General features: G+C 36.4%; 18 protein-coding genes. 12 read left to right on the plus strand and 6 right to left on the minus strand.

Features of this window, described 5'->3' with window-relative positions; genetic code table 11:
- Window positions 1-8: 8 nt before the first annotated feature.
- Window positions 9-2,069 (minus strand): S9 family peptidase, encoded by a 2,061-nt coding sequence (locus I3217_RS02765; RefSeq protein WP_435048201.1) that lies wholly within the window; start codon window positions 2,067-2,069, stop codon window positions 9-11.
- An 83-nt stretch (window positions 2,070-2,152) separates the two neighbouring features.
- On the opposite strand from I3217_RS02765, the gene I3217_RS02770 reads away from it, so the two are divergent.
- A complete protein-coding gene (locus I3217_RS02770) occupies window positions 2,153-2,476 on the plus strand; it encodes a YbaB/EbfC family nucleoid-associated protein (protein ID WP_435048555.1) in 324 nt (107 codons plus the stop codon).
- 77 nt (window positions 2,477-2,553) lie between these two features.
- On the opposite strand, the gene I3217_RS02775 is transcribed toward I3217_RS02770, so the two are convergent.
- Together I3217_RS02775 and I3217_RS02780 are read right to left on the minus strand one after the other, a co-directional pair.
- The gene (locus I3217_RS02775; RefSeq protein WP_435048202.1) at window positions 2,554-2,730 is read right to left on the minus strand and encodes a hypothetical protein; all 177 of its coding nucleotides are present in this window, start codon (window positions 2,728-2,730) and stop codon (window positions 2,554-2,556) included.
- 92 nt (window positions 2,731-2,822) lie between these two features.
- Window positions 2,823-3,464: a peroxiredoxin gene (locus I3217_RS02780; RefSeq protein ID WP_435048203.1), complete on the minus strand. Its 642-nt coding sequence runs from the start codon at window positions 3,462-3,464 to the stop codon at window positions 2,823-2,825.
- A gap of 183 nt (window positions 3,465-3,647) precedes the next feature.
- Here I3217_RS02780 and fumC point away from each other — a divergent pair, with 183 nt between their 5' ends.
- Window positions 3,648-5,045 (plus strand): class II fumarate hydratase, encoded by a 1,398-nt coding sequence (fumC, locus tag I3217_RS02785; protein ID WP_435048556.1) that lies wholly within the window; start codon window positions 3,648-3,650, stop codon window positions 5,043-5,045.
- A gap of 47 nt (window positions 5,046-5,092) precedes the next feature.
- Here the strand turns inward: fumC and I3217_RS02790 are convergent, their stop codons facing one another.
- On the minus strand, window positions 5,093-6,658 hold the full coding sequence (locus tag I3217_RS02790; RefSeq protein ID WP_435048204.1) for an NAD(P)H-hydrate dehydratase: 1,566 nt from the start codon (window positions 6,656-6,658) through the stop codon (window positions 5,093-5,095).
- Between the two features lie 352 nt (window positions 6,659-7,010).
- On the opposite strand from I3217_RS02790, the gene thrA reads away from it, so the two are divergent.
- The 3 genes from thrA to thrC are packed head-to-tail and all read left to right on the plus strand — an operon-like array spanning window position 7,011 to window position 11,774.
- Window positions 7,011-9,458, plus strand: a complete 2,448-nt coding sequence (gene thrA, locus I3217_RS02795; protein ID WP_435048205.1) for a bifunctional aspartate kinase/homoserine dehydrogenase I — start codon at window positions 7,011-7,013, stop codon at window positions 9,456-9,458.
- Window positions 9,459-9,514: 56 nt separating this feature from the next.
- Window positions 9,515-10,453, plus strand: coding sequence for a homoserine kinase (locus I3217_RS02800; protein ID WP_435048206.1), 939 nt, complete (start codon window positions 9,515-9,517; stop codon window positions 10,451-10,453).
- A gap of 25 nt (window positions 10,454-10,478) precedes the next feature.
- Window positions 10,479-11,774 (plus strand): threonine synthase, encoded by a 1,296-nt coding sequence (thrC, locus tag I3217_RS02805; RefSeq protein ID WP_435048207.1) that lies wholly within the window; start codon window positions 10,479-10,481, stop codon window positions 11,772-11,774.
- 43 nt (window positions 11,775-11,817) lie between these two features.
- Here thrC and I3217_RS02810 read toward each other — a convergent pair whose 3' ends face one another.
- Complete coding sequence (locus I3217_RS02810; RefSeq protein WP_435048208.1) at window positions 11,818-13,272, minus strand: carbohydrate porin; 1,455 nt, start codon at window positions 13,270-13,272, stop codon at window positions 11,818-11,820.
- A gap of 180 nt (window positions 13,273-13,452) precedes the next feature.
- Between I3217_RS02810 and gcvT the strand changes: the two genes are divergently transcribed.
- From gcvT to I3217_RS02840, 6 genes are all read left to right on the plus strand, one after another.
- The gene (gene gcvT, locus I3217_RS02815; protein ID WP_435048209.1) at window positions 13,453-14,523 is read left to right on the plus strand and encodes a glycine cleavage system aminomethyltransferase GcvT; all 1,071 of its coding nucleotides are present in this window, start codon (window positions 13,453-13,455) and stop codon (window positions 14,521-14,523) included.
- A 33-nt stretch (window positions 14,524-14,556) separates the two neighbouring features.
- Complete coding sequence (locus tag I3217_RS02820) at window positions 14,557-15,387, plus strand: sugar nucleotide-binding protein (protein ID WP_435048210.1); 831 nt, start codon at window positions 14,557-14,559, stop codon at window positions 15,385-15,387.
- A 52-nt stretch (window positions 15,388-15,439) separates the two neighbouring features.
- Window positions 15,440-15,733: a 4a-hydroxytetrahydrobiopterin dehydratase gene (locus I3217_RS02825; protein ID WP_435048211.1), complete on the plus strand. Its 294-nt coding sequence runs from the start codon at window positions 15,440-15,442 to the stop codon at window positions 15,731-15,733.
- Window positions 15,734-15,799: 66 nt separating this feature from the next.
- Window positions 15,800-16,522, plus strand: coding sequence for a YebC/PmpR family DNA-binding transcriptional regulator (locus I3217_RS02830; protein ID WP_435048212.1), 723 nt, complete (start codon window positions 15,800-15,802; stop codon window positions 16,520-16,522).
- A 152-nt stretch (window positions 16,523-16,674) separates the two neighbouring features.
- Window positions 16,675-17,457: a DUF3050 domain-containing protein gene (locus tag I3217_RS02835; RefSeq protein ID WP_435048213.1), complete on the plus strand. Its 783-nt coding sequence runs from the start codon at window positions 16,675-16,677 to the stop codon at window positions 17,455-17,457.
- Window positions 17,458-17,505: 48 nt separating this feature from the next.
- Window positions 17,506-17,832, plus strand: coding sequence for a DMT family transporter (locus I3217_RS02840; protein WP_435048214.1), 327 nt, complete (start codon window positions 17,506-17,508; stop codon window positions 17,830-17,832).
- Between the two features lie 47 nt (window positions 17,833-17,879).
- Here the strand turns inward: I3217_RS02840 and I3217_RS02845 are convergent, their stop codons facing one another.
- Window positions 17,880-19,652: an ABC transporter ATP-binding protein gene (locus I3217_RS02845; protein ID WP_435048215.1), complete on the minus strand. Its 1,773-nt coding sequence runs from the start codon at window positions 19,650-19,652 to the stop codon at window positions 17,880-17,882.
- A 216-nt stretch (window positions 19,653-19,868) separates the two neighbouring features.
- Between I3217_RS02845 and I3217_RS02850 the strand changes: the two genes are divergently transcribed.
- Window positions 19,869-21,086: a multidrug effflux MFS transporter gene (locus I3217_RS02850; protein ID WP_435048216.1), complete on the plus strand. Its 1,218-nt coding sequence runs from the start codon at window positions 19,869-19,871 to the stop codon at window positions 21,084-21,086.
- Window positions 21,087-21,126 lie beyond the last annotated feature (40 nt).

Below are 21,126 nucleotides of genomic sequence, written 5' to 3' on the forward strand. Positions count from 1 at the left end.
ATTTTTTTTTACTTATGGGTAATTCCTTCTAAATCCAACAGAAAAGCATATTCTAAAGCCACCTCTTTTAAGCTTTCAAATCGCCCTGAAGCACCGCCATGGCCGGCATCCATATCTATATGGAATAAAAGTAAATTATCATCAGTTTTTAATTCTCTTAATTTTGCGACCCATTTAGCCGGTTCCCAATACTGCACCTGAGAATCGTGTAGGCCTGTGGTCACTAACATATTGGGATATGCCTTGGCTTCGACATTATCGTAAGGTGAATACGATTTCATGTAATTATAATACACTTCTTCATTCGGATTCCCCCATTCATCATATTCACCCGTCGTTAAGGGAATAGTATCATCCAACATAGTAGTTACTACATCCACAAACGGAACAGCAGATACAATACCGTTATACAATTCAGGATTCAAATTAATTATTGCCCCCATTAACAAACCTCCTGCTGAACCGCCGTAAGCATACAAATGCTTATTTGATGTATAATGCTCGGAAATTAAATACTTGGAACAATCAATAAAATCGTAAAACGTATTCATTTTGGTGAGCAGTTTTCCATTCTCGTACCAGTCTCGCCCTAAATATTCCCCTCCTCGTATATGAGCTATGGCATAGATAAAACCGCGATCCAGAAGACTCAATCTAATGGATGAAAAATAAGGGTCTATAGTTGAACCGTAAGATCCATAAGCATACAAAAGTAAAGGATTTTCGCCATTTAATTCGATATCCTTTCTGTAAACCATTGAAATTGGAATTTTAACACCGTCTCTGGAAGTCGCCCAAACCCGTTTTGAACTATAATTTTCTTTTTGAAACTCCCCTCCTAGAACTTCCTGTTCTTTCTTAACTTCCTTTTCTCTGGTTTTAAAATTATAATCGATAACCGAACTTGGTGTAGTCAAGGAATTATAACTATAACGCAAAAATTCACTATCAAAATCAGGATTATTTCCTGTGTTTGCTGTGTAAGTTTCACTGTCGAAAGGCAAATAATAATCTTCTTGTCCGTCCCAGCTAATAATACGAATCTGGTTTAAACCATTTTCGCGCTCGCTTACCACCAGATAATCTTTAAATATCTCAATATCTTCTATTAAAACATGCGGCCTGTGGGGTAAAACTTCTTCCCAATACGATTTATCGGTGTTAATTTCATCCGTTTTAACAACCTTAAAGTTTGTTGCGCCGTCTGCATTCGTTATTACATAAAAACTATCGTCGTAATGCGCTATTGCATAATCTAATTCCCGAATACGCTCCTGAAATACCTTAAAGTTTTCATCGGGAGTATCTGCATTTACAAAACGATATTCCGTAGTAAGCGTACTTGCAGAACCTATAACTACATATTTATTAGACTTGGTTTTATAGACATAGGTATTAAAGGTTTCATCAGTTTCATGAAACACTTCTTCATCTTTGATATTAGCGTGTAGTTTGTGTTTAAAAATTTTATGAGATCGAAGCGTAACTTCGTCCTTTCGGGAATAAAAAATAGTTTTATTATCATTTGCCCAGGTCGCACTACCAGTTGTATTTTCAATTTTATCTGGGTACACCTCGCCTGTAACCAGGTTCTTTACCTGTAACGTATACTGTCTTCGGCTTACAGTGTCAACCGAAAAAGCTGCTAAAGTATTATCTGAACTGATTGCAATTCCTCCCAGTTTAAAGTAAGCAAACCCTTTAGCCATATCGTTACAATCGAAAAGGACTTCTTCTTCCGCCTCTAAACTACCCTTTTTTCGAGTGTAAATAGGGTAATCCTTGCCTGTTTCATAACGTGTTATATACCAATATCCGTTTAATTTATAAGGCACAGATTCATCATCCTCTTTAATTCTGGATTTCATCTCATGGAACAAATCTTTCTGAAATTGTTCCGTGTGCGCCATTTTTGATTTAGTATACGCGTTTTCTGCATTTAAATAATCAATAACTTCTGGATTTTCCCTATCGTTAAGCCAGAAATAATTATCTGTTCTGACATCATTATGAGCTTCTAAAGTTTTGGGGATTTTCTTTGCTATTGGAGCCTGAATATCTTTTTTCAAATGCTTTGAATTTATTCTTTATTTAACGTCCAAAAATATAAAAATTAAATAATTTTGTATTGAAATTTAAAATATTAAAAAACATGTTTGGAGATCTTATGGGTATGATGGGTAAATTAAAAGAAACCCAGCAAAAAGTAGAAGATACTAAAAAACGATTAAATTCGGTTTTAATTGACGAACAAAGTAACGATGGGAAATTAAAAGTTACCTTGACAGCCAATAGAGAAATTAAGGCGATTACGATTGATGATTCCATTCTTGAAGATAAAGAACAACTGGAAGATTATTTAATCCTAACCTTAAACAAAGCAATAGCAAAAGCAACACAGGTTAACGAAGCCGAACTGGCTGCAGTTGCTAAAGAAGGCATGCCAGACATTCCGGGAATGGATATGTTTAAATAGACCTTCATTATATTTAAAGCATAAAAAAAGGAAGTTAAAATTTAACTTCCTTTTTTTATATCATATTTTAAATAAGACTAAAGTGCTTCTCTTTTAGCCTTCTTCTCTTCATTTTTCTCTTTAATAAGTTCAATAATTGAACCGCCAATCCAATAAGGCACTACAAATGTTACTAAAAAAATCATTAACCAAAACCCTATGGTTAAAATAGTTAAAAACGCTAAAAAGCCTAAATATTGGTCAAATTCGAACATAATTGGTGTTATCTATAAATTTAAATCTCCGCAAATATAAATGAAATGATGTTTTAAAACAATATTAACAGTTTAATTTATTGAAAAAATCATTAATTTAAATTAGGTTGAGGGGTCATGCGTAAATACGGTTTAATTTCTTTAAAGCCTTTAGTGAAAATGGCAGGAATATCCTCGGTAGCTATGCTAGGCACTACAACACAATCTTCCCCATTTTGCCAGTTGGCAGGCGTAGCCACTTTATGATAAGCAGTTAACTGCAACGAATCGATAACACGTAAAAGTTCATCAAAATTTCGTCCGGTAGAAGCCGGATAGGTAATTATTAATTTTACTTTCTTATCGGGATCGATAACAAAAACAGATCGTACTGTAGAACTACTGTCTGCATTTGGGTGAATCATGTCATACAACTCCGAAACCTTATGATCTTCATCTGCTATAATTGGAAAATTTACTGTTGTATTCTGGGTTTCGTTAATATCTTTTACCCAACCGGCATGCGAATCCAGCCCATCAACACTTAAAGCCACCACTTTTACATTTCGCTTATCAAATTCTGCCTTATATTTCGCTACTGTCCCCAGCTCTGTAGTACATACGGGAGTATAATCTGCCGGATGCGAAAATAATACACCCCAACTATTGCCCAGCCAGTCGTGAAAATTAATAGTTCCTTCTGTCGATTGTGCTGTAAAATTCGGAGCCTCATCTCCTAGCCTTATTGTTGCCATAATCCTGCTTTTTATTAAATTTCTAACACTTAATTTATTAGCTTCTAAGTTAATCGTTTTCGTAATCAACATCAATTTCCTAATCATAAGTTTATCTTAAATTTTTATAAAAAATAACAACAAAAGCCCTGAAAATTAAGAATCAAAATCATTAAATTTGCTATGCTTAAAAATTTAATAAAAATGGATTATAGGATAGAAAAAGACACCATGGGTGAGGTAAAAGTACCTGCAGATAAATTATGGGGTGCACAAACTGAACGTTCTCGAAACAATTTTAAAATAGGTGCTCCTGCATCAATGCCATTAGAAATTATTTATGGCTTTGCCTATTTAAAGAAAGCAGCAGCATTTACCAATTGCGAACTGGGCGTACTTCCTATCGAAAAACGCGATTTAATAGCTCAGGTTTGTGACGAAATTCTTGAAGGAAAACACGACGACCAGTTTCCTCTAGTGGTATGGCAAACAGGTTCTGGTACACAAAGTAACATGAATGTTAACGAGGTTATTGCGAACAGAGCTCACCAGCTGGCAGGTAAGACTATTGGTCAAGGAGAAAAAACCATTCAACCGAACGACGACGTTAACAAATCGCAGTCGTCTAACGACACTTTCCCTACAGGAATGCATATTGCAGCCTACAAAAAAATTGTAGAAACTACTATTCCTGGTGTAAAACAACTTAGAGATACTTTAAAAAAGAAATCGGAAGACTTTAAAAAAGTAGTTAAAATAGGGCGTACACACTTAATGGATGCCACTCCTTTAACTTTAGGTCAGGAATTTTCAGGTTACGTTTCTCAGTTAGATCATGGTTTAAAAGCATTAGAAAACACATTACCACATTTAAGTGAATTAGCTCTTGGTGGAACAGCTGTTGGAACAGGATTAAACACACCTAAAGGCTACTCTAAACGCGTTGCTGAATACATCGCTAAATTTACAGGATTACCTTTTATTACCGCAGCAAATAAATTTGAAGCTTTAGCAGCTCACGACGCCTTAGTTGAAACTCATGGCGCTTTAAAACAATTAGCAGTTTCTTTAAATAAAATTGCAAACGACATTAGAATGATGGCTTCAGGACCGCGTAGTGGTATTGGAGAAATTATAATTCCTGCCAACGAACCGGGAAGTTCTATCATGCCAGGAAAAGTAAACCCTACACAGTGTGAAGCATTAACCATGGTTAGCGCACAAGTAATTGGTAATGATGTAGCTGTAAGTGTTGCCGGTACTCAAGGTCACTATGAGTTAAACGTATTTAAACCAATTATGGCCGTAAACGTACTTCAGTCCGCTGAATTATTAGGAGATGCCTGTGTAAGTTTCGATGTTAACTGTGCAGTTGGTATTGAACCAAACCATAAGGTAATTAACGAATTATTAAACAATTCATTAATGCTCGTAACAGCTTTAAATACTAAAATTGGGTATTACAAAGCCGCTGAAATTGCAAATACAGCACATAACAACGGTACTACTTTAAAAGAAGAAGCTATTAATCTTGGTTACGTTACTGCCGAAGATTATGACGAATGGGTTAAGCCTGAAGATATGATTGGAAGTTTAAATTAAACTTAAAAACATGTATAGAAAAAAGCTAACAGAAATGTTAGCTTTTTTTATGTTCCTGAATCAGAAGCGTCTTCCAGATCTACAGGTGGCAAAGGCAGTTCTGGCTGCATAAACAAATCTAAAAATGCATTTCCTAAATTCGAAATTACATCGCTGGCAATTAAGCCCTGATAACTTAAATGCTCCACAGCAATATCTGCGGATTTCCCGTGTAAATACACGCCTAAAAGAGCCGCATCTAAAGCGGAATACCCCTGCGCACGGAACCCGGTTATAACCCCGGTTAGCACATCTCCAGTACCTGCGGTTGCCAAGCCAGGATTCCCTGTTGAATTCACATACACTTTACTATCGCAAACAATTAAAGTATTCGCGCCTTTTATAATCAATACAACTTTATACTTCGATGAAAACAATTTGGCTTTTTCAATTTTATCGAAGTCATCCTGCCACGCACCTATTAATCGCTTTAATTCTTTAGGATGTGGTGTTAACACAGTATCTGGTTTTATAAATTCTAACACATCCTGCCTTTTAGACAAAATATTTAAACCATCTGCATCAATGACCAAGGGAATCATATTTATCTTTAAAAAGTCTACTAAAGCTTTAGTTGTGGTTTCCGAAGTCCCCATTCCAATACCTAAGCCAATAGCCTGTATATTCAAATCAAATTCTATTTTTGATAATATGTCATCTTCAGAATCTGTAATTACCATAAGTTCTGGAACTGCAGTTTGCAGCGGTATATATCCACATTTTGGAACATAGGCAGTTACCAGACCACTTCCAATTTTTAATGCCGCTTTAGCCGCCAGATGGACCGCTCCTATTTTACCATAACTACCTCCGACAATTAAACTATGCCCAAACGTTCCTTTATGCGAAAATTTCTCTCGCAGTTTATACAGCGGCAGCACTTCGTATTTACCTATTAATTCAGACACGACAACCGTATTAGCCAAAAATTCAGAATCGATACCAATATCCAGAATCTCCCATTGTTCTATATATTTAGAAGTATCTGGTAGAAAAAACACCAGTTTTGGACTTTGAAATGTCAAAATTAAATTAGCAGTCACGACTTCGCTTTCATTTTGAGGAATTCTATCGGTATACAGGCCTGAAGGCATATCAACAGCAATGGTTAATGCTTCTGATGCCTTTAAAGCCTGAAATAAATTAACAACCCAATCCTGAATCGGTCGGTTAAGTCCCACTCCGAAAATGGCATCAATTATAATATCATTGGTATCAACATCAGGAAAATCAGATTCGCTATTCAAGGTTACAGGCCAATCTTTAGTAGTCTGCTTAAAACGTTCGTAATTGATAAGGAAATCCTTAGAACGATTATCGCTAAAATTTACAATATAAAGTTTAACATTATATCCGTGATTAATGAGATGCCGCCCCAAAACCAGGCCATCGCCTCCATTATTCCCAATACCACAAAAAATATGAAAAAGAACCGGTGCCCTTTTTATGCGTGCATCTATCCAGTTAAAAAGACTAATTCCGGCACGTTCCATTAAATCGGCCGAGGTAATTCCTTCTTTTGCAATGGTAATCTTATCGCCTTCGTAAACCTGCGCTCTCGAAAATATTTTCATCGGGTGATTTTTGCTGTTTTACATTATCATTTTTTCAGTTTTATCTAAATTAAATGGATTTAAATAAACAAATTCATCTCATCTCTAAATTATCTGCAAAAAATTATAATTGATTTTTTTATTTATGTAAAAGTAATACATTTGAGACGTTTAGCAGTTAAAAATGTATAAAGCAACGCGCATAATTCATTCTATTTTCACACCGTTTTCTAATGGTGTAATTACTATTATCATTACTGCTATTATTACCCCTTGGGGTAATTAATTATATATATCTTCCGTCCACGCTACTTGTAATATCAGATTACAATGTCAAAGAATAAGCTATTAAAATTATACAATCTAACTTAAAATGAAAGTATTAAAATTTGGAGGCACTTCTGTAGGCTCCTCAAAAAACATCAATAATGTTGTTTCTATATTAAACAACTACGCACAAAAAGACCAGGTTATTTGTGTGGTATCGGCCGTTGGAGGCGTAACTGATAAACTCCTGGAAGCCGGCTATCTTGCACAGACAAAAAACAGTGATTATACAGATAAATTTGAAACGATTAAAAGTATTCATCTAAATTTAGTTAAAGAATTAATTCCGGAACACAATGAAACTGTTTTAGAAACTGTTACAACTAAATTGAATGGTTTAAAAAGTTTACTGGACGGGATTTATTTAATAAATGAATTATCACCAAAAACGTCCGATAAACTTGTAAGCTACGGCGAACTATTATCCTCTTATATTATTGCTGAAACTTTAAAATCAAGAGGAGCAAATGCCGAACGTAAAAACAGTCAGGAATTAATTACCACAAATGCTAATTTTACTAAAGCAGAAGTTAACTACCCTATAACTAACACCAATATTCAGGACTATTTTAAAAACAGCACTTTTGACATTACAATTTTACCTGGGTTTATCGCAAGCACTGCAACGGGAGAATTTACGACATTAGGCCGTGGCGGATCTGATTTTACTGCAGCTATTGTTGCTGCCGCTTTAGAAGTAGAACAACTGGAAATCTGGACCGACGTTAGTGGTATGTTTACAGCCAATCCAAAATTGGTAAAACAGGCCATGCCAATAGAAAAACTATCGTACCAGGAAGCCATGGAATTGTCGCATTTCGGAGCAAAAGTATTATATCCACCAACGGTTCAACCGGTACTAAGTTTACAAATACCTATACATATTAAAAATACTTTAGAACCTGAAGCCGTAGGTACAATAATATCGCAAGACAGCACCTCGGCAACTAATACAGCTAAAGGTATTACCAATATCAGCAATGTAGCATTATTAACCTTACAAGGAAATGGCATGGTTGGTATTCCGGGATTTTCAAGACGTTTATTTCAGACACTGGCACAGGAAAAAATTAATATTATCCTTATCACTCAGGCGTCATCCGAACATTCCATATGCTTCGGAATTGACGAAAAAGACGCCGAAGTAGCAAAAACCGCTATCGATGCTGAGTTTGAAAATGAAATTTCACTAAATAAAATCGATCCGATTTTAGTGGAAAATGATCTTTCAATCATCGCTCTTATTGGTGATAACATGAAAAGTCATCAGGGTATCAGTGGAAAAATGTTTAGTGCCCTTGGAAAAAACAACATTAATATTCGTGCCATAGCTCAAGGTGCTTCCGAAAAGAATATCTCTGCAGTTATAGCTCAGAAAGACGTAAAAAAAGCTTTAAATATTTTACACGAAGTTTTTTTTGAAGGTAATATTAAGCAACTCAATGTCTTTATTACAGGTGTAGGAAACGTAGGAGAACGTCTGGTAGAACAAATTAAACAGCAGCGCAAATACCTAAAAGACAATTTAAAAATAAATTTGCGTGTAATTGGTTTGTCGAATTCCAGAAAAATGCTGTTCAATGAAGACGGACTAACTTTAAAGAACTGGAAAGAACAATTAAACGAAGATGGAATTCCTGCCACACTAGAAGGCTTTTTAGAAACAGTAAAATCTTTAAACCTACGCAACAGCATTTTTGTTGATGTTACCGCCAATAAAGATGTTGCAGATCTATACGCTCAATATTTAAAGCATAGTATAGCAGTTGTAGCCTGTAACAAAATTGCCTGTTCCAGTGCTTTCGAAAAATACAAGGAACTTAAAACCTTATCATATAAATACAATGCACCTTACCTTTTCGAAACTAATGTAGGTGCCGGTTTACCGGTTATTGATACACTAAACAATTTAATCGCTTCGGGAGATAAAGTTACTTCAATACAGGCTGTTTTATCAGGAAGTTTAAATTTCGTATTTAATAATTTTAACGATACTACAAAGTTTTACGACGTCGTTAAACAAGCTGCTGCCGAAGGCTATACTGAGCCGGACCCACGTATAGATTTAAGTGGTGTAGATGTTGCCCGTAAAATATTAATACTGGCACGAGAAAGTGGAACCGAAATGAATCTTGAAGACATAGAAAACACGCCGTTCCTTTCTGAAGCAGGATTAAAAAGTGATACCGTAGACGATTTTTACCAAACCCTGATTGCAGACGAAGCGCATTATCAAAACCTGTTTGCCTCGGCTAAAGCCAACAAAGCACAGTTAAAATATGTAGCTGAATTCAATAACGGAAAAGCAAAAGTTGGCTTAAGAGAAATTCCTGAAGGCCATCCGTTTTATAATCTTAAAGGTAAAGACAATATTGTAATGTTTTACACTCAGCGTTACCCGGAACAACCAATGATAATAAAAGGAGCCGGAGCTGGAGCAGATGTTACAGCTTCAGGATTATTTGCAGACATCATAAGAATAGGAAATAACTAAAAATTTAAGAAGACAGGTATAGTTCAATATGGAAAATACCTGTCTTAAAATAAAAAATGAACGAATTAAAGATATTTTCACCTGCTACTGTAGCAAACGTTTCCTGTGGTTTTGATGTTTTAGGATTTTGCCTGGATAGTATTGGCGATGAAATGATAATCCGTAAAACTCATAAAAAAGGCATTTTTATTACCAAGATAGAAGGCTATGATTTACCATTAGAAGCCGAAAAGAATGTTGCCGGAGTTTCTGCTCTGGCACTTTTAGCAGATGCCAGACCCGATTGTGGTTTTGAAATAGAAATTTATAAAAAAATTAAACCGGGAAGCGGGGTTGGCAGTAGTTCGGCAAGTGCTGCGGGTAGTGTTTTTGCTATAAACGAATTACTGGGCAGACCTTATAACAAAACGCAACTTACTTATTTTGCAATGAAAGGTGAAGCTTTGGCGAGCCAAAGCGAACACGCCGATAATATTGCCCCTGCCCTATTTGGCGGTTTTACTTTAGTAAAAAGTGTGACACCTGTGGTTGATGTCCTTGAAATTCCAACGCCAGATAAATTATACGCAACTATAATTCACCCCCAGATTGAAATTAAAACGTCAGAGGCACGTGCTATTTTACCAAAACAAATCGATTTGAAAGATGCCATAACGCAATGGGCTAACGTGGGTAGCTTAATTCACGGTCTTCACACCAATGATTACAGTTTAATTCATCGTTCATTACACGATGCCATTGTTGAACCTTACCGAAGCAAACTCATTCCACTGTACAACGAAGTAAAAGCAGCTGCGGCAGAATCAGGTGCTTTAGGAAGTGGAATTTCTGGTTCGGGACCTTCTGTGTTTTCCTTATGTGAAGGCAAAGAAACGGCTTTAAAAGTTGAAGAAGCTATTAAAAAAGTATACCAGAATACCAATATAGCCTTCGATACTTATGTCTCTAAAATTAATGCTGAAGGCATGAAAATATTAAACAACAACTCATTCTAATTGACTCAAATAAACAAAAAACGCTATGAAATTTTTTAGTTTAAACAATCAGGCTCCTGAAACCACTTTCAAGGATGCGGTTATCAAAGGTCTTGCACCAGATAAGGGTTTGTATTTTCCAGACTCTATTACACCTCTCCCGAAGGAATTCTTTGAAAATATAGACGATTTATCACATAATGAAATTGCTTATCAAGCCATTAAGCAATTTGTATCACCGGAAATTCCTGAGGACGATCTTAAAGCCATTATTGAAGACACCCTTTCTTTTGATTTTCCTGTAGTGGAATTAAATAAAAATATTTCATTTTTAGAGCTATTCCACGGACCAACTATGGCTTTTAAAGATGTTGGAGCCCGATTTATGGCCAGATGTCTGGGCTATTTCTCTAAAGATAGCGACGAGGAAGTTACAGTGTTAGTCGCCACCTCAGGAGATACCGGAGGAGCCGTAGCTAACGGGTTTTTAGGCGTTAAAGGTGTAAAAGTTGTTATTTTATACCCTAGTGGAAAAGTAAGCGATATCCAGGAGAAACAACTTACTACGCTCAAAAAGAACATTACTGCATTAGAAGTTAATGGTACTTTCGACGATTGTCAGGACATGGTAAAAAAAGCCTTTTTAGATGAAAATTTAACCTCTAAAATGAAACTGACATCAGCTAACTCTATTAACGTTGCCCGTTGGTTACCACAGTTGTTTTACTTTATGTTTGCCTATAAAGCCTTACATAAAAAATACAGTAACATTGTATTTTCTGTACCTAGTGGAAACTTTGGAAATGTTTGTGCCGGAATGATGGCACAACAATTAGGCTTACCTGTAAACCATTTTATAGCGTCCAACAACCAGAATAATGTGGTTACCCGATATCTGGAAACCAAGGATTACGAACCGAAACCATCGGTACAAACAATTTCTAATGCCATGGATGTAGGTAATCCAAGTAATTTTGTTAGAATTCAAAACATTTACAATAATGATTTTGAGCAATTAAAAGAAAACTTATCGTCTTTCAGTTATACAGATGAAGAAACCAAAGCTGCACTGAAAGAAATCTATAACGATTTCACCTATGTTGCAGATCCTCACGGTGCTGTAGGGTATTTAGGCGCCAAAGCTTACATCGAATCGCATCCGGATGCGCATTGTGTATGTTTGGAAACAGCACATCCAACAAAGTTCCTGGACATAGTAGAAGATGTTATTCGTGAAAATGTGGCATTACCACCGCAGATTTTAAAAGTTATGGGTAAAAAGAAAAAAGCAATAGCCATAGACACTTACAGCGATTTAAAAACATATCTATTAAACCGGTAAACGCATTTAAACACAAAAAAGACCATTTAAAAATGGTCTTTTTTTATTTCCAAAGCCACCATTCGGCTTTAAAACCAAGATAATATCCCCAACGCCTTGCTCCTGTAGCGAGCAGATATGGCGAATAGGAATTTTCCATAGCATAATCATTATATCGTGCTACCGAGGCTACAAATCTTAAATGCGGTCGCGCCCATATGTCGCGCAAACCAGTGGGGACATAAACCGGTGCAATACTCAGCTTTGTCATACTCGCAGTGGGATTTTCACCATCCTTGCGCTGTGAATAATGCAGCTCGCCTAAAACATGAAAATAATCACTTATAAAAAATTCATTCCGTGCTCCGATAGCAAAGTCCAGCTTCCGATTAAACACTTCATTTTCAAAATACGTCGGCGCCATATGATTTGAGTCTGCAGCACCTTTACTGGATGTTAATATCATATATGCGTTTACGGCATAGGTATCCGACACATTTAAAATGGTATTATTTACAACGGCCAGAGAATAGGCTCCTTTAAAATTTAAAGATAAAGAATCAGGCGCTCCAAAGGTAAGCCAGGTTTTTGAGAGCCCTCCATCTCCCCCATTTGCAATACCACTTCCATAGCGCACAGTTAAATTATTATAAGACCCTTCCCTGAGTTTTTTAAAACTCCTTTTATATCTCACTCCAGCAACAAAACCAATATCCGAAGGAAAGTTAACAGCATGTTCCACATCGCCTTCTTCCGTCAACTCATTGTCGCTATCGCCATCTCCCATATAATGAAACTCTGCCAGAGCAGTTATACTGTTATTCTCATTCAAGTCAAAATCCTGCTCACTCACAAAAACGGTACGTTGTCTCAATGCAGCACTTAAGGTTCCTGTTTTTATATTCAGATAAAAATAAGGAGGTAAGGTAGATGTCGTATCTGTAGAAGCAACAAAAATTGTAGCAAACCGGGACTTTTTATATTCTACACCAACCCCTTGCCCGGAATGATCGTTAAAATAAAAATGATCGGCTACATGAACGTCTTCACCGCGATATAATCGAGATCCAATCCATAAATTCAAATCTTTTCCTCCAATATTTCTGGCCTCTGCATAAATTTCCGGTAAAGCAAAATTTAAGCCCCCAATACTTGTGGTTGAAGAATTTCCTATAGACGTTAAACTTGTAGCATATACAGACAATCGTACCTGTACATGAATCTTGGTTGCATCGCCTTCCTTTGGCCTGAAATTAAAATTAGGTGCCAGCTCAAGATAATCCTGTTCTTCCAGACGCCCGCCAATACTTCCCATGTTAAGCAAATTCAGACTTCTACCCACAGCTTCACCATTATCAAAAGTCCAGCCAACGCCCACACGTCCATAAGATCCCAGATTGAAACTTTTATTGTTGGAATATTCGTAATTAATTTGCGCCTGAACAGGTAAACTACAGCTAAAGCATATACAGAATAATATTACAATTCCATAGATTGAAGGATATTGATTAAATAGCATATGGCTGGTTAAATTGTTTATTAACAAAGATATACATCTAACATAAATAATTTAAATCATTCCCTTACAATCCTAAAAAATGATTTAGGATTTGAACCTTAAAACACGCAATTTATAATCCGACCATGCTTTAAAACAGATAAAATTCTATACTTTTGCGCATCATTCAAAACAAACTAAATGAAAAATACAGCCTTAACTGCAACTCACCAGGCTCTGGGAGCTAAAATGGTTCCTTTTGCAGGATATAACATGCCTGTTCAATACGAAGGTGTAAATATAGAACATGAAACCGTTAGAAATGCCGTTGGTGTTTTTGATGTTAGCCACATGGGTGAATTTTTAATTGAGGGGCCGAATGCCTTAGCTTTAATACAAAAAGTTAGTAGTAATGATGCTTCTAAATTAACCATTGGTAAAGCACAATACAGTTGTTTACCTAATGAAGATGGCGGTATAGTAGATGATTTAATTATTTACAAAATTAAAGAAGATACCTACCTATTGGTTGTAAATGCTAGTAATATTGAAAAGGACTGGAACTGGATTTCGTCTAAAAACGATGTTGGTGCCGACATGCGTAATTTAAGTGATGAATATTCTCTATTAGCCATTCAAGGCCCGAAAGCTGTTGAAGCAATGCAAGCACTTACAAGTCACGATTTAGCAGCTATCAAATTTTACAGTTTTGAAGTTGGAGATTTTGCAGGAATCGAAAATGTAATTATTTCGGCTACAGGATATACCGGTAGCGGCGGATTTGAGATTTACTGTAAAAACAGTGAAGTGCAACAAATCTGGCATAAAGTTACAGAAGCCGGCGCTAAACCAATTGGTCTGGCTGCAAGAGATACCTTACGTTTAGAAATGGGGTATTGTTTATATGGCAACGACATAGACGATACGACTTCGCCAATAGAAGCCGGATTAGGATGGGTTACCAAATTCACTAAAGCGTTTACAAATTCAGAAGCCTTATTAGCACAAAAAACTGAAGGTGTAACCAAAAAACTTATCGGGTTTAAATTAGATGAACGCGGAATTCCACGCCAGGGTTACGACATTGTGGATGCTGATGGAAATAAAATAGGAAATGTAACCTCCGGAACCATGTCGCCATCATTAGGATACGGTATCGGTTTAGGTTATGTAAATACAGATTTTACCAGTGTAGGAAGTAAAATTAACATTCAAATTAGAAAGAATGCCGTTCCTGCCACCGTAGTAAAACTTCCGTTTTACAAAGGGTAAAACCTTTCCTGCTTCTCAATACATTCAGAACACATGAAGGAGGGCGCCAAAAAACATAAAATTCTTATTCTGGGAGCAAGCGGCTATATAGGCAATGCCATATATAAAGAGCTTTGCTCCTATTTTAATACCTTTGGTACCTTTAGAACCTGGAAATCTGAATTTGAAAACAATCGGCATTTTTTCCAATATAACGTAGAAGAAGATGATGTTTTTGAAATCCTGGATGCCATCAGACCTACAATTATCATTTCTGCACTTCGCGGCGATTTTTCAGCCCAGGTTATAGCACATAACCATATTGCTGAATATTTGCTAAAGCGTAAATCGAAATTATTTTATTTATCCTCTGCAAATGTTTTCGATGCCTATAGCCAATATCCAAGCTACGAAAACGACAAAACCTTAAGTCATAGTGTTTACGGGCATTTCAAAATAAAAATAGAAAATATGCTGATGCGTCTCCCTAAAAAACAAATCTGCATTTTACGCTTGCCCATGGTTTTCGGGCCACAATCGCCCCGAATAAAAGAACTAAAACAACTCCTGCTGGACAAGCAACCTATAGAAGTTTTCCCTAATTTAATTTTAAACGTTACTTCCGACTCTAAAATAACTCAACAAATACATTATTTAATTAACAGGAATAGATATGGTATTTATCACTTAGGAAGCAAAGATCTGGTGCATCACGACGAATTTATTAAGGAAATTATTCCCATAATAAGCACCACCACTCCTATTTTTAAACATGTTTTCACGACAAATAACGATCGCTATTTGGCGGTATTACCCAAAGATAACCTGCTACCCAAACACTTACAATCCACAAGCCAAGAAATCCTTACAGATTTAAGTCTTTAATTGATTTTACGAGTTAAAATCACTATTTTAATAGCACAAAAAACGTACCTATATGAGCAAATTATCAGAACAAGACATCGAAACACGTTTACTTCAATTTCCGGAATGGGAGTATTACGAAAACGCCATTCACGTAGAATTTGAATTTGAAAACTTTAAAGACTGTTTTAGCGCCATGAGCCGAATCGCCTTTGAATGTGAAGCTTTAAATCATCATCCGGACTGGTCTAACAGCTATAATGTTTTAACCATTTCCTTAAGCACACATAGTGCAGGTGGTGTAACCGAAACCGATTTTAAACTGGCCAAAGCAATCGAAGCGATTGTTGAACCAGAAGACGAGTAAAAATAATTTGAGTTGTTAGTTTTTTTTTAAATTTGCAGCCAACTAAACAAAAAATATACATATATAATGGGAAGAGCTTTTGAATTTCGTAAAGCACGTAAAATGAAACGTTGGTCTGCCATGAGTAAAGCCTTTACTCGTATTGGTAAAGACATTGTAATGGCTGTTAAAGAAGGTGGTCCTGATCCAGATACCAATGCGCGTTTACGTGCCGTTATCCAGAACGCCAAAGCTGTTAACATGCCTAAAGACAACGTAGAGCGTGCCATTAAACGAGCGAGCGACAAAAGTTTAGGCGATTATAAAGAAGTTATTTTTGAAGGCTATGCACCACACGGTATCGCCATTTTAGTAGAAACTGCTACAGACAATAATACCAGAACTGTAGCCAATATTCGTAGTTATTTTAATAAATGCGATGGAAGTTTAGGAACTTCCGGCTCGGTAGTATTTATGTTCGATCACACCTGTAATTTCAGAATTAATGCCGAAGGTTTAGACCCTGAAGAACTAGAACTGGAATTAATAGATTTTGGAGCTGAAGAAGTTTTTGCCGATGAGGATGGTATTTTAATTTATGCGCCATTTGAAAGTTTTGGTGCAATCCAGGCTGAACTGGAATCCAGAGGAATCGAAATCTTATCTTCTGGTTTCGAAAGAATACCGCAAGTCACTAAAGAGCTTACACCAGACCAAGTTGCAGATGTTGAAAAACTTTTAGAAAAAATCGAAGAAGACGATGATGTGCAAAACGTATATCATACGATGCAGGAATCTACTATAGAATAGACTAGAAACCATTTTAGAGACATTTAAAAAGAGGATTAGATTTAATCCTCTTTTTTTAGGTCCTAACTTTTAACAATTTAACAAGGCATTTTATTTTTAATAAGTCTATCTGCTTTTGTAAATTTGCCGACTATTTTTTTATAATCTATCGCATGGTACAGTTACAATATATAGAATCGGAATTATCGGACTTAAGACAGCAATTAAAAGACCATAAACTTTATAACACATTGTCTGAAATAGACGATATTAAAGTATTTATGGAAAATCATGTGTTTGCCGTATGGGATTTTATGTCGCTTTTAAAAGCCTTACAACTAAAATTCACTACTGTTTCCTTACCGTGGATACCTTCAAAGACACCTGAGTTAGCCAGATTTATCAACGAAATTGTTCACGGCGAAGAAAGTGATATAAACGAACTGGGAGAACCAAAAAGTCATTACGAAATGTACCTGGATGCCATGCAGCAAATCGGTGCGGATACCACTCCCATTTCAACCTTTTTACAACTAATAGAAAATAAAATTCCAGTTTGTAAAGCGGCCAAGATCGTAAATGCGTCAAAAGCGGTAATCAAGTTTTTAGAATTCACATTTAAAATTATAGAAAGTAACGAATCTCACCTTATTGCTTCAGCATTCACCTTTGGAAGAGAAGATATAATACCAGATATGTTTTTTGAAATTGTAAATAAAAATGAGTCAGAAAACACTTCTTATAGCAAACTAACGTATTACCTGCAACGCCATATTGAACTGGATGGTGACGAGCACGGTCCTATAGCTTTAAAAATGATTTCTCAACTATGTGGTAAGGATATGCTAAAATGGGAAGGTGTTTTAAATACGGCAAAAGAAGCCTTACAACTTCGAATTACCCTTTGGGATGCTATTGCTGAAACTATTGCCGATACTAAAGCGGAATTGGTATAACACTCTATTCTAATTTAGCGTCTAACCAACCCGAGAAAACCATTTACTTTGAATTGGATTATTTTAATAATTGCCGGACTGTTCGAGGTTGCTTTCGCGACCTGTTTAGGTAAAGCAAAATATGCCGAAGGCTCTGCGGCCGTTTTTTGGTATATAGCGTTTATAATATGCCTGGCTATAAGTATGACTTTACTTATTAAAGCTACTCAAACCATACCTATAGGTACAGCCTATGCGGTCTGGACAGGCATTGGCGCAGTTGGTACTGTTTTAGTTGGAATATTAATTTTTAAAGAACCGGCTGATGTTTGGCGAATCGTTTTTATTTCTACTTTAATCTTATCTATTATCGGATTAAAGTATGTGTCGAAGTAGAAAATCTTCTTATTTAACCAAGCCCTCACTACGCTATAAAATACGGGTTAAATCTTAGCCTGGTAAGTGTATAAATCGTAATAACGGCCTTGAGAGGCAATTAACTCATCGTGTGTTCCCCTTTCGGCTATACGTCCGTTTTCAATAACCAGAATCTGATCAGCTTTGCGAATAGTACTTAAGCGGTGTGCAATAACTATAGTAGTTCTGTTTAGTGTTAACTGATTTAAACTTTTTTGAATATAGCCTTCACTTTCGGTATCTAAATTCGAAGTCGCCTCATCCAATATAATTATTTTAGGATTAGCCAGTATAGCACGGGCTATAGCAATACGCTGGCGTTGTCCGCCCGATAATTTAACTCCACGTTCTCCAATAACAGTATCCAGACCATCCTCAAACCGATCTGTAAATTCATTTACATATGCCGATGCTACAGCATGTATTAATTCTTCTTCTGTGGCCTCTGGTTTCGGAAACAAAATGTTTTCTCGTATAGTACCTTCAAACAAAAATTCATCTTGTAAAACCACCCCCAAATGCGAGCGAAAACTACTTAACACGACAGTTGAAAGATCTATGCCGTCTATAGTAATCATTCCGGATTTAGGATTTAAAAATGTAGCTGATAAACCCGCTATGGTAGACTTTCCTGAACCAGAACTGCCAACCAACGCAATTACCGATCCCGGTGGGGCTGTAAAACTAATATCATGCAAAACGTCCTTTCCTGCTTCGTAAGCAAAATTCACCCGATTAAATTCTAGATTCCCTTTAATCTCTTCTAAAACAACTGTACGTTGTTCGGTATCGTCTTCCGCGGCCATATTCATTAATTCTTCCGTACGATCCAGTCCTGCCAGTGCTTCGGTTAACTGACTTCCTATGTTACTCATCTGCACTATAGGTGCAATCATAAACCCAAGAAGCAAAGTAAAAAACATAAAATCTCCAATAGATAATTCGCCCTGCATAATTTTATATCCACCTATTCCCATAATTCCTGTTGAAGCCAAGCCCAGTAAAAATGTGGAAGAACTAGTCATAGCTGCAGTAGCTGTTAAACTCTTTTTTACATTTTGAAATAGCTTTTCCACTCCCATCTCGAACGTTTTGTGTTCCTGCGCTTCAGCATTAAAAGCTTTAATTACCCGCACTCCCGACAGTGTTTCTGTAAGTCTCCCAGTAACCTCGGCATTTAAAACACCGCGTTTTCTAAAAATAGGTCGTATAAATTTAAAGGCTTTTAGTGCCAATATTCCGAAAACCGCCACTGGTACTAATACAAAAAGTGTCATGGACGGACTTATACGAATTAAGAGAATTAAAGAAACTATCGCTGTAAACGTCCCTCCTACCAATTGCACTAAGCCCGTACCTATCAAATTTCTAACGCCTTCAACATCGGTCATAATTCGACTGACCAAAACACCAGACTTCGTATTATCGAAAAAACTAATAGGTAGCGACAATACTTTTTTCTGTACCTGTGCCCGTAATTCAGAAATTAAATACTGGGCCTGTACACTTAAAATTTTAGTTAATAAGAACGAGGTTATAGCCTGAACCAGAATCGCTCCCCCAACAATTAACAATAAACCGTATAATTGCTCATAATCTTTATTTGGAATGACCTCGTCCAGTAACACTTTACTTTTCCAGGGCAAAACCAAACTTGCCAAACGACTTAAAACAATTAATATTAAACCGATTAATACCAGATTGCGTCTGGGCCATATTATTGTTTTAAAGGCTTTTAAAATACTAACCTTAGTGTTTTTAGACGAACCGGATTGTTCTACGCGCTTTAAGTGTCTCATGTTACGAATGTATGCAAAAAATCAGGATTTCTAATACTACATTAAAGCCCTAAACCACAAATTATTAAGTGTTTATCATTATGTCCGTGTTAGCTTTTTATTGGAATCATTATCAATACCCTAACATTTACACCGCTATTTTATCAACTTGAAAATAATGTTTTATTATTACATTATTTTAACATAACAATTGCTTGTATACCGTACTTTTGCAGGATGCAAAATAACAAATCACAGAAAAATCAGTTTGAATTTGTAGCCTTAATGGCTTCGTTAATGTCTATAGTAGCCTTGTCTATAGATGCCTTGCTTCCTGCTATTCCTGAGATAGGAACGGCTATTGGAAACCATAACAGCACCGATTTACAATTACTGGTTACCATGATATTTTTAGGATTCGGAATTGGACAATTAATTCTGGGACCTATTTCTGACAGTTACGGAAGAAAACCGGTTATGTATGCCGGTTTCGGTATTTTTATTCTGGCGAGTCTGGTTTGTATATTTTCAAATTCGCTGGAACTTATGCTTGCAGGACGTGTACTTCAGGGCATTGGTCTGGCAGCGCCACGAACTATCAGTATTTCGATAATAAGAGACGCTCATAAAGGTGATTATATGGCCAGAATGATGTCTTTTGTTACTGCTTTCTTTATTTTAGTCCCGGTTATAGCCCCCGCTTTAGGTCAGTTTATACTCAATCATTTTAGCTGGGAAACTATTTTCTATACGCAACTTTTCTTCGCTGTTCTGGTTACCATTTGGTTCTGGAAACGCCAGAAAGAAACCCTGAAACCTGAATACAAAATTCCTCTATCGAGACACGTATACATTGATGGTTTTAAAGAATTAATAAAATACAAAGAAGCTATTTTATTTACTGTGGTTGCCGGTTTTATTCAAGGCGCATTTATGGTCTATTTAAGTGCCTCGCAACACGTATTTGAAGACCAGTATGGTATTGGCGATAAATTCCCTTATGTCTTTGCGGGATTAGCCACATCAATCGGAGTTTCTACTTTATTAAACGGAACTATGGTAGTACGCTTAGGCATGCGTCGTTTATCATTCTTAGCCCTTAGTGTTTTTAGCCTGATTTCCATTACTTATGTGTTATTTTTCTGGAATAAACCCAACCCAGGTCTGGGTATATTAATCCCGTTTTTAGTAGCACAGTTTTTAACGCTCGGCTTTATTTTTGGTAACCTTAGAGCCATAGCTATGGAACCTATAGGACATATTGCCGGAATAGGAGCTGCAATTACCGGATTTATTCAAACGCTTATAGCGATTCCTATTGCCACGTTTATCGGTGGTTATGTAAACGAAACCGTCTTACCTTTATTTATGGGCTTTGCGGTATGCGGAAGTATTTCTCTAGGCGCTTTTATGCTAATGAAAAAACGCCGATTAAAACTAGCATTGTCGCATTAGAAATTACCTTAAAGAGCTAAAGAACTTTTGTAGAAAAAAT

This window comes from Formosa sp. S-31 (assembly GCF_051172795.1).
Lineage (GTDB): Bacteria > Bacteroidota > Bacteroidia > Flavobacteriales > Flavobacteriaceae > Formosa.

Coding starts and splice junctions, on each gene's coding strand:
- I3217_RS02770 (WP_435048555.1), top strand. CDS start 2,153: ATGTTTGGAGATCTTATGGGTATGATGGGTAAATTAAAAGAAACCCAG.
- I3217_RS02775 (WP_435048202.1), bottom strand. CDS start 2,730: ATGTTCGAATTTGACCAATATTTAGGCTTTTTAGCGTTTTTAACTATT.
- I3217_RS02780 (WP_435048203.1), bottom strand. CDS start 3,464: ATGGCAACAATAAGGCTAGGAGATGAGGCTCCGAATTTTACAGCACAA.
- fumC (WP_435048556.1), top strand. CDS start 3,648: ATGGATTATAGGATAGAAAAAGACACCATGGGTGAGGTAAAAGTACCT.
- I3217_RS02790 (WP_435048204.1), bottom strand. CDS start 6,658: ATGAAAATATTTTCGAGAGCGCAGGTTTACGAAGGCGATAAGATTACC.
- thrA (WP_435048205.1), top strand. CDS start 7,011: ATGAAAGTATTAAAATTTGGAGGCACTTCTGTAGGCTCCTCAAAAAAC.
- I3217_RS02800 (WP_435048206.1), top strand. CDS start 9,515: ATGAACGAATTAAAGATATTTTCACCTGCTACTGTAGCAAACGTTTCC.
- thrC (WP_435048207.1), top strand. CDS start 10,479: ATGAAATTTTTTAGTTTAAACAATCAGGCTCCTGAAACCACTTTCAAG.
- I3217_RS02810 (WP_435048208.1), bottom strand. CDS start 13,272: ATGCTATTTAATCAATATCCTTCAATCTATGGAATTGTAATATTATTC.
- gcvT (WP_435048209.1), top strand. CDS start 13,453: ATGAAAAATACAGCCTTAACTGCAACTCACCAGGCTCTGGGAGCTAAA.
- I3217_RS02820 (WP_435048210.1), top strand. CDS start 14,557: ATGAAGGAGGGCGCCAAAAAACATAAAATTCTTATTCTGGGAGCAAGC.
- I3217_RS02825 (WP_435048211.1), top strand. CDS start 15,440: ATGAGCAAATTATCAGAACAAGACATCGAAACACGTTTACTTCAATTT.
- I3217_RS02830 (WP_435048212.1), top strand. CDS start 15,800: ATGGGAAGAGCTTTTGAATTTCGTAAAGCACGTAAAATGAAACGTTGG.
- I3217_RS02835 (WP_435048213.1), top strand. CDS start 16,675: ATGGTACAGTTACAATATATAGAATCGGAATTATCGGACTTAAGACAG.
- I3217_RS02845 (WP_435048215.1), bottom strand. CDS start 19,652: ATGAGACACTTAAAGCGCGTAGAACAATCCGGTTCGTCTAAAAACACT.
- I3217_RS02850 (WP_435048216.1), top strand. CDS start 19,869: ATGCAAAATAACAAATCACAGAAAAATCAGTTTGAATTTGTAGCCTTA.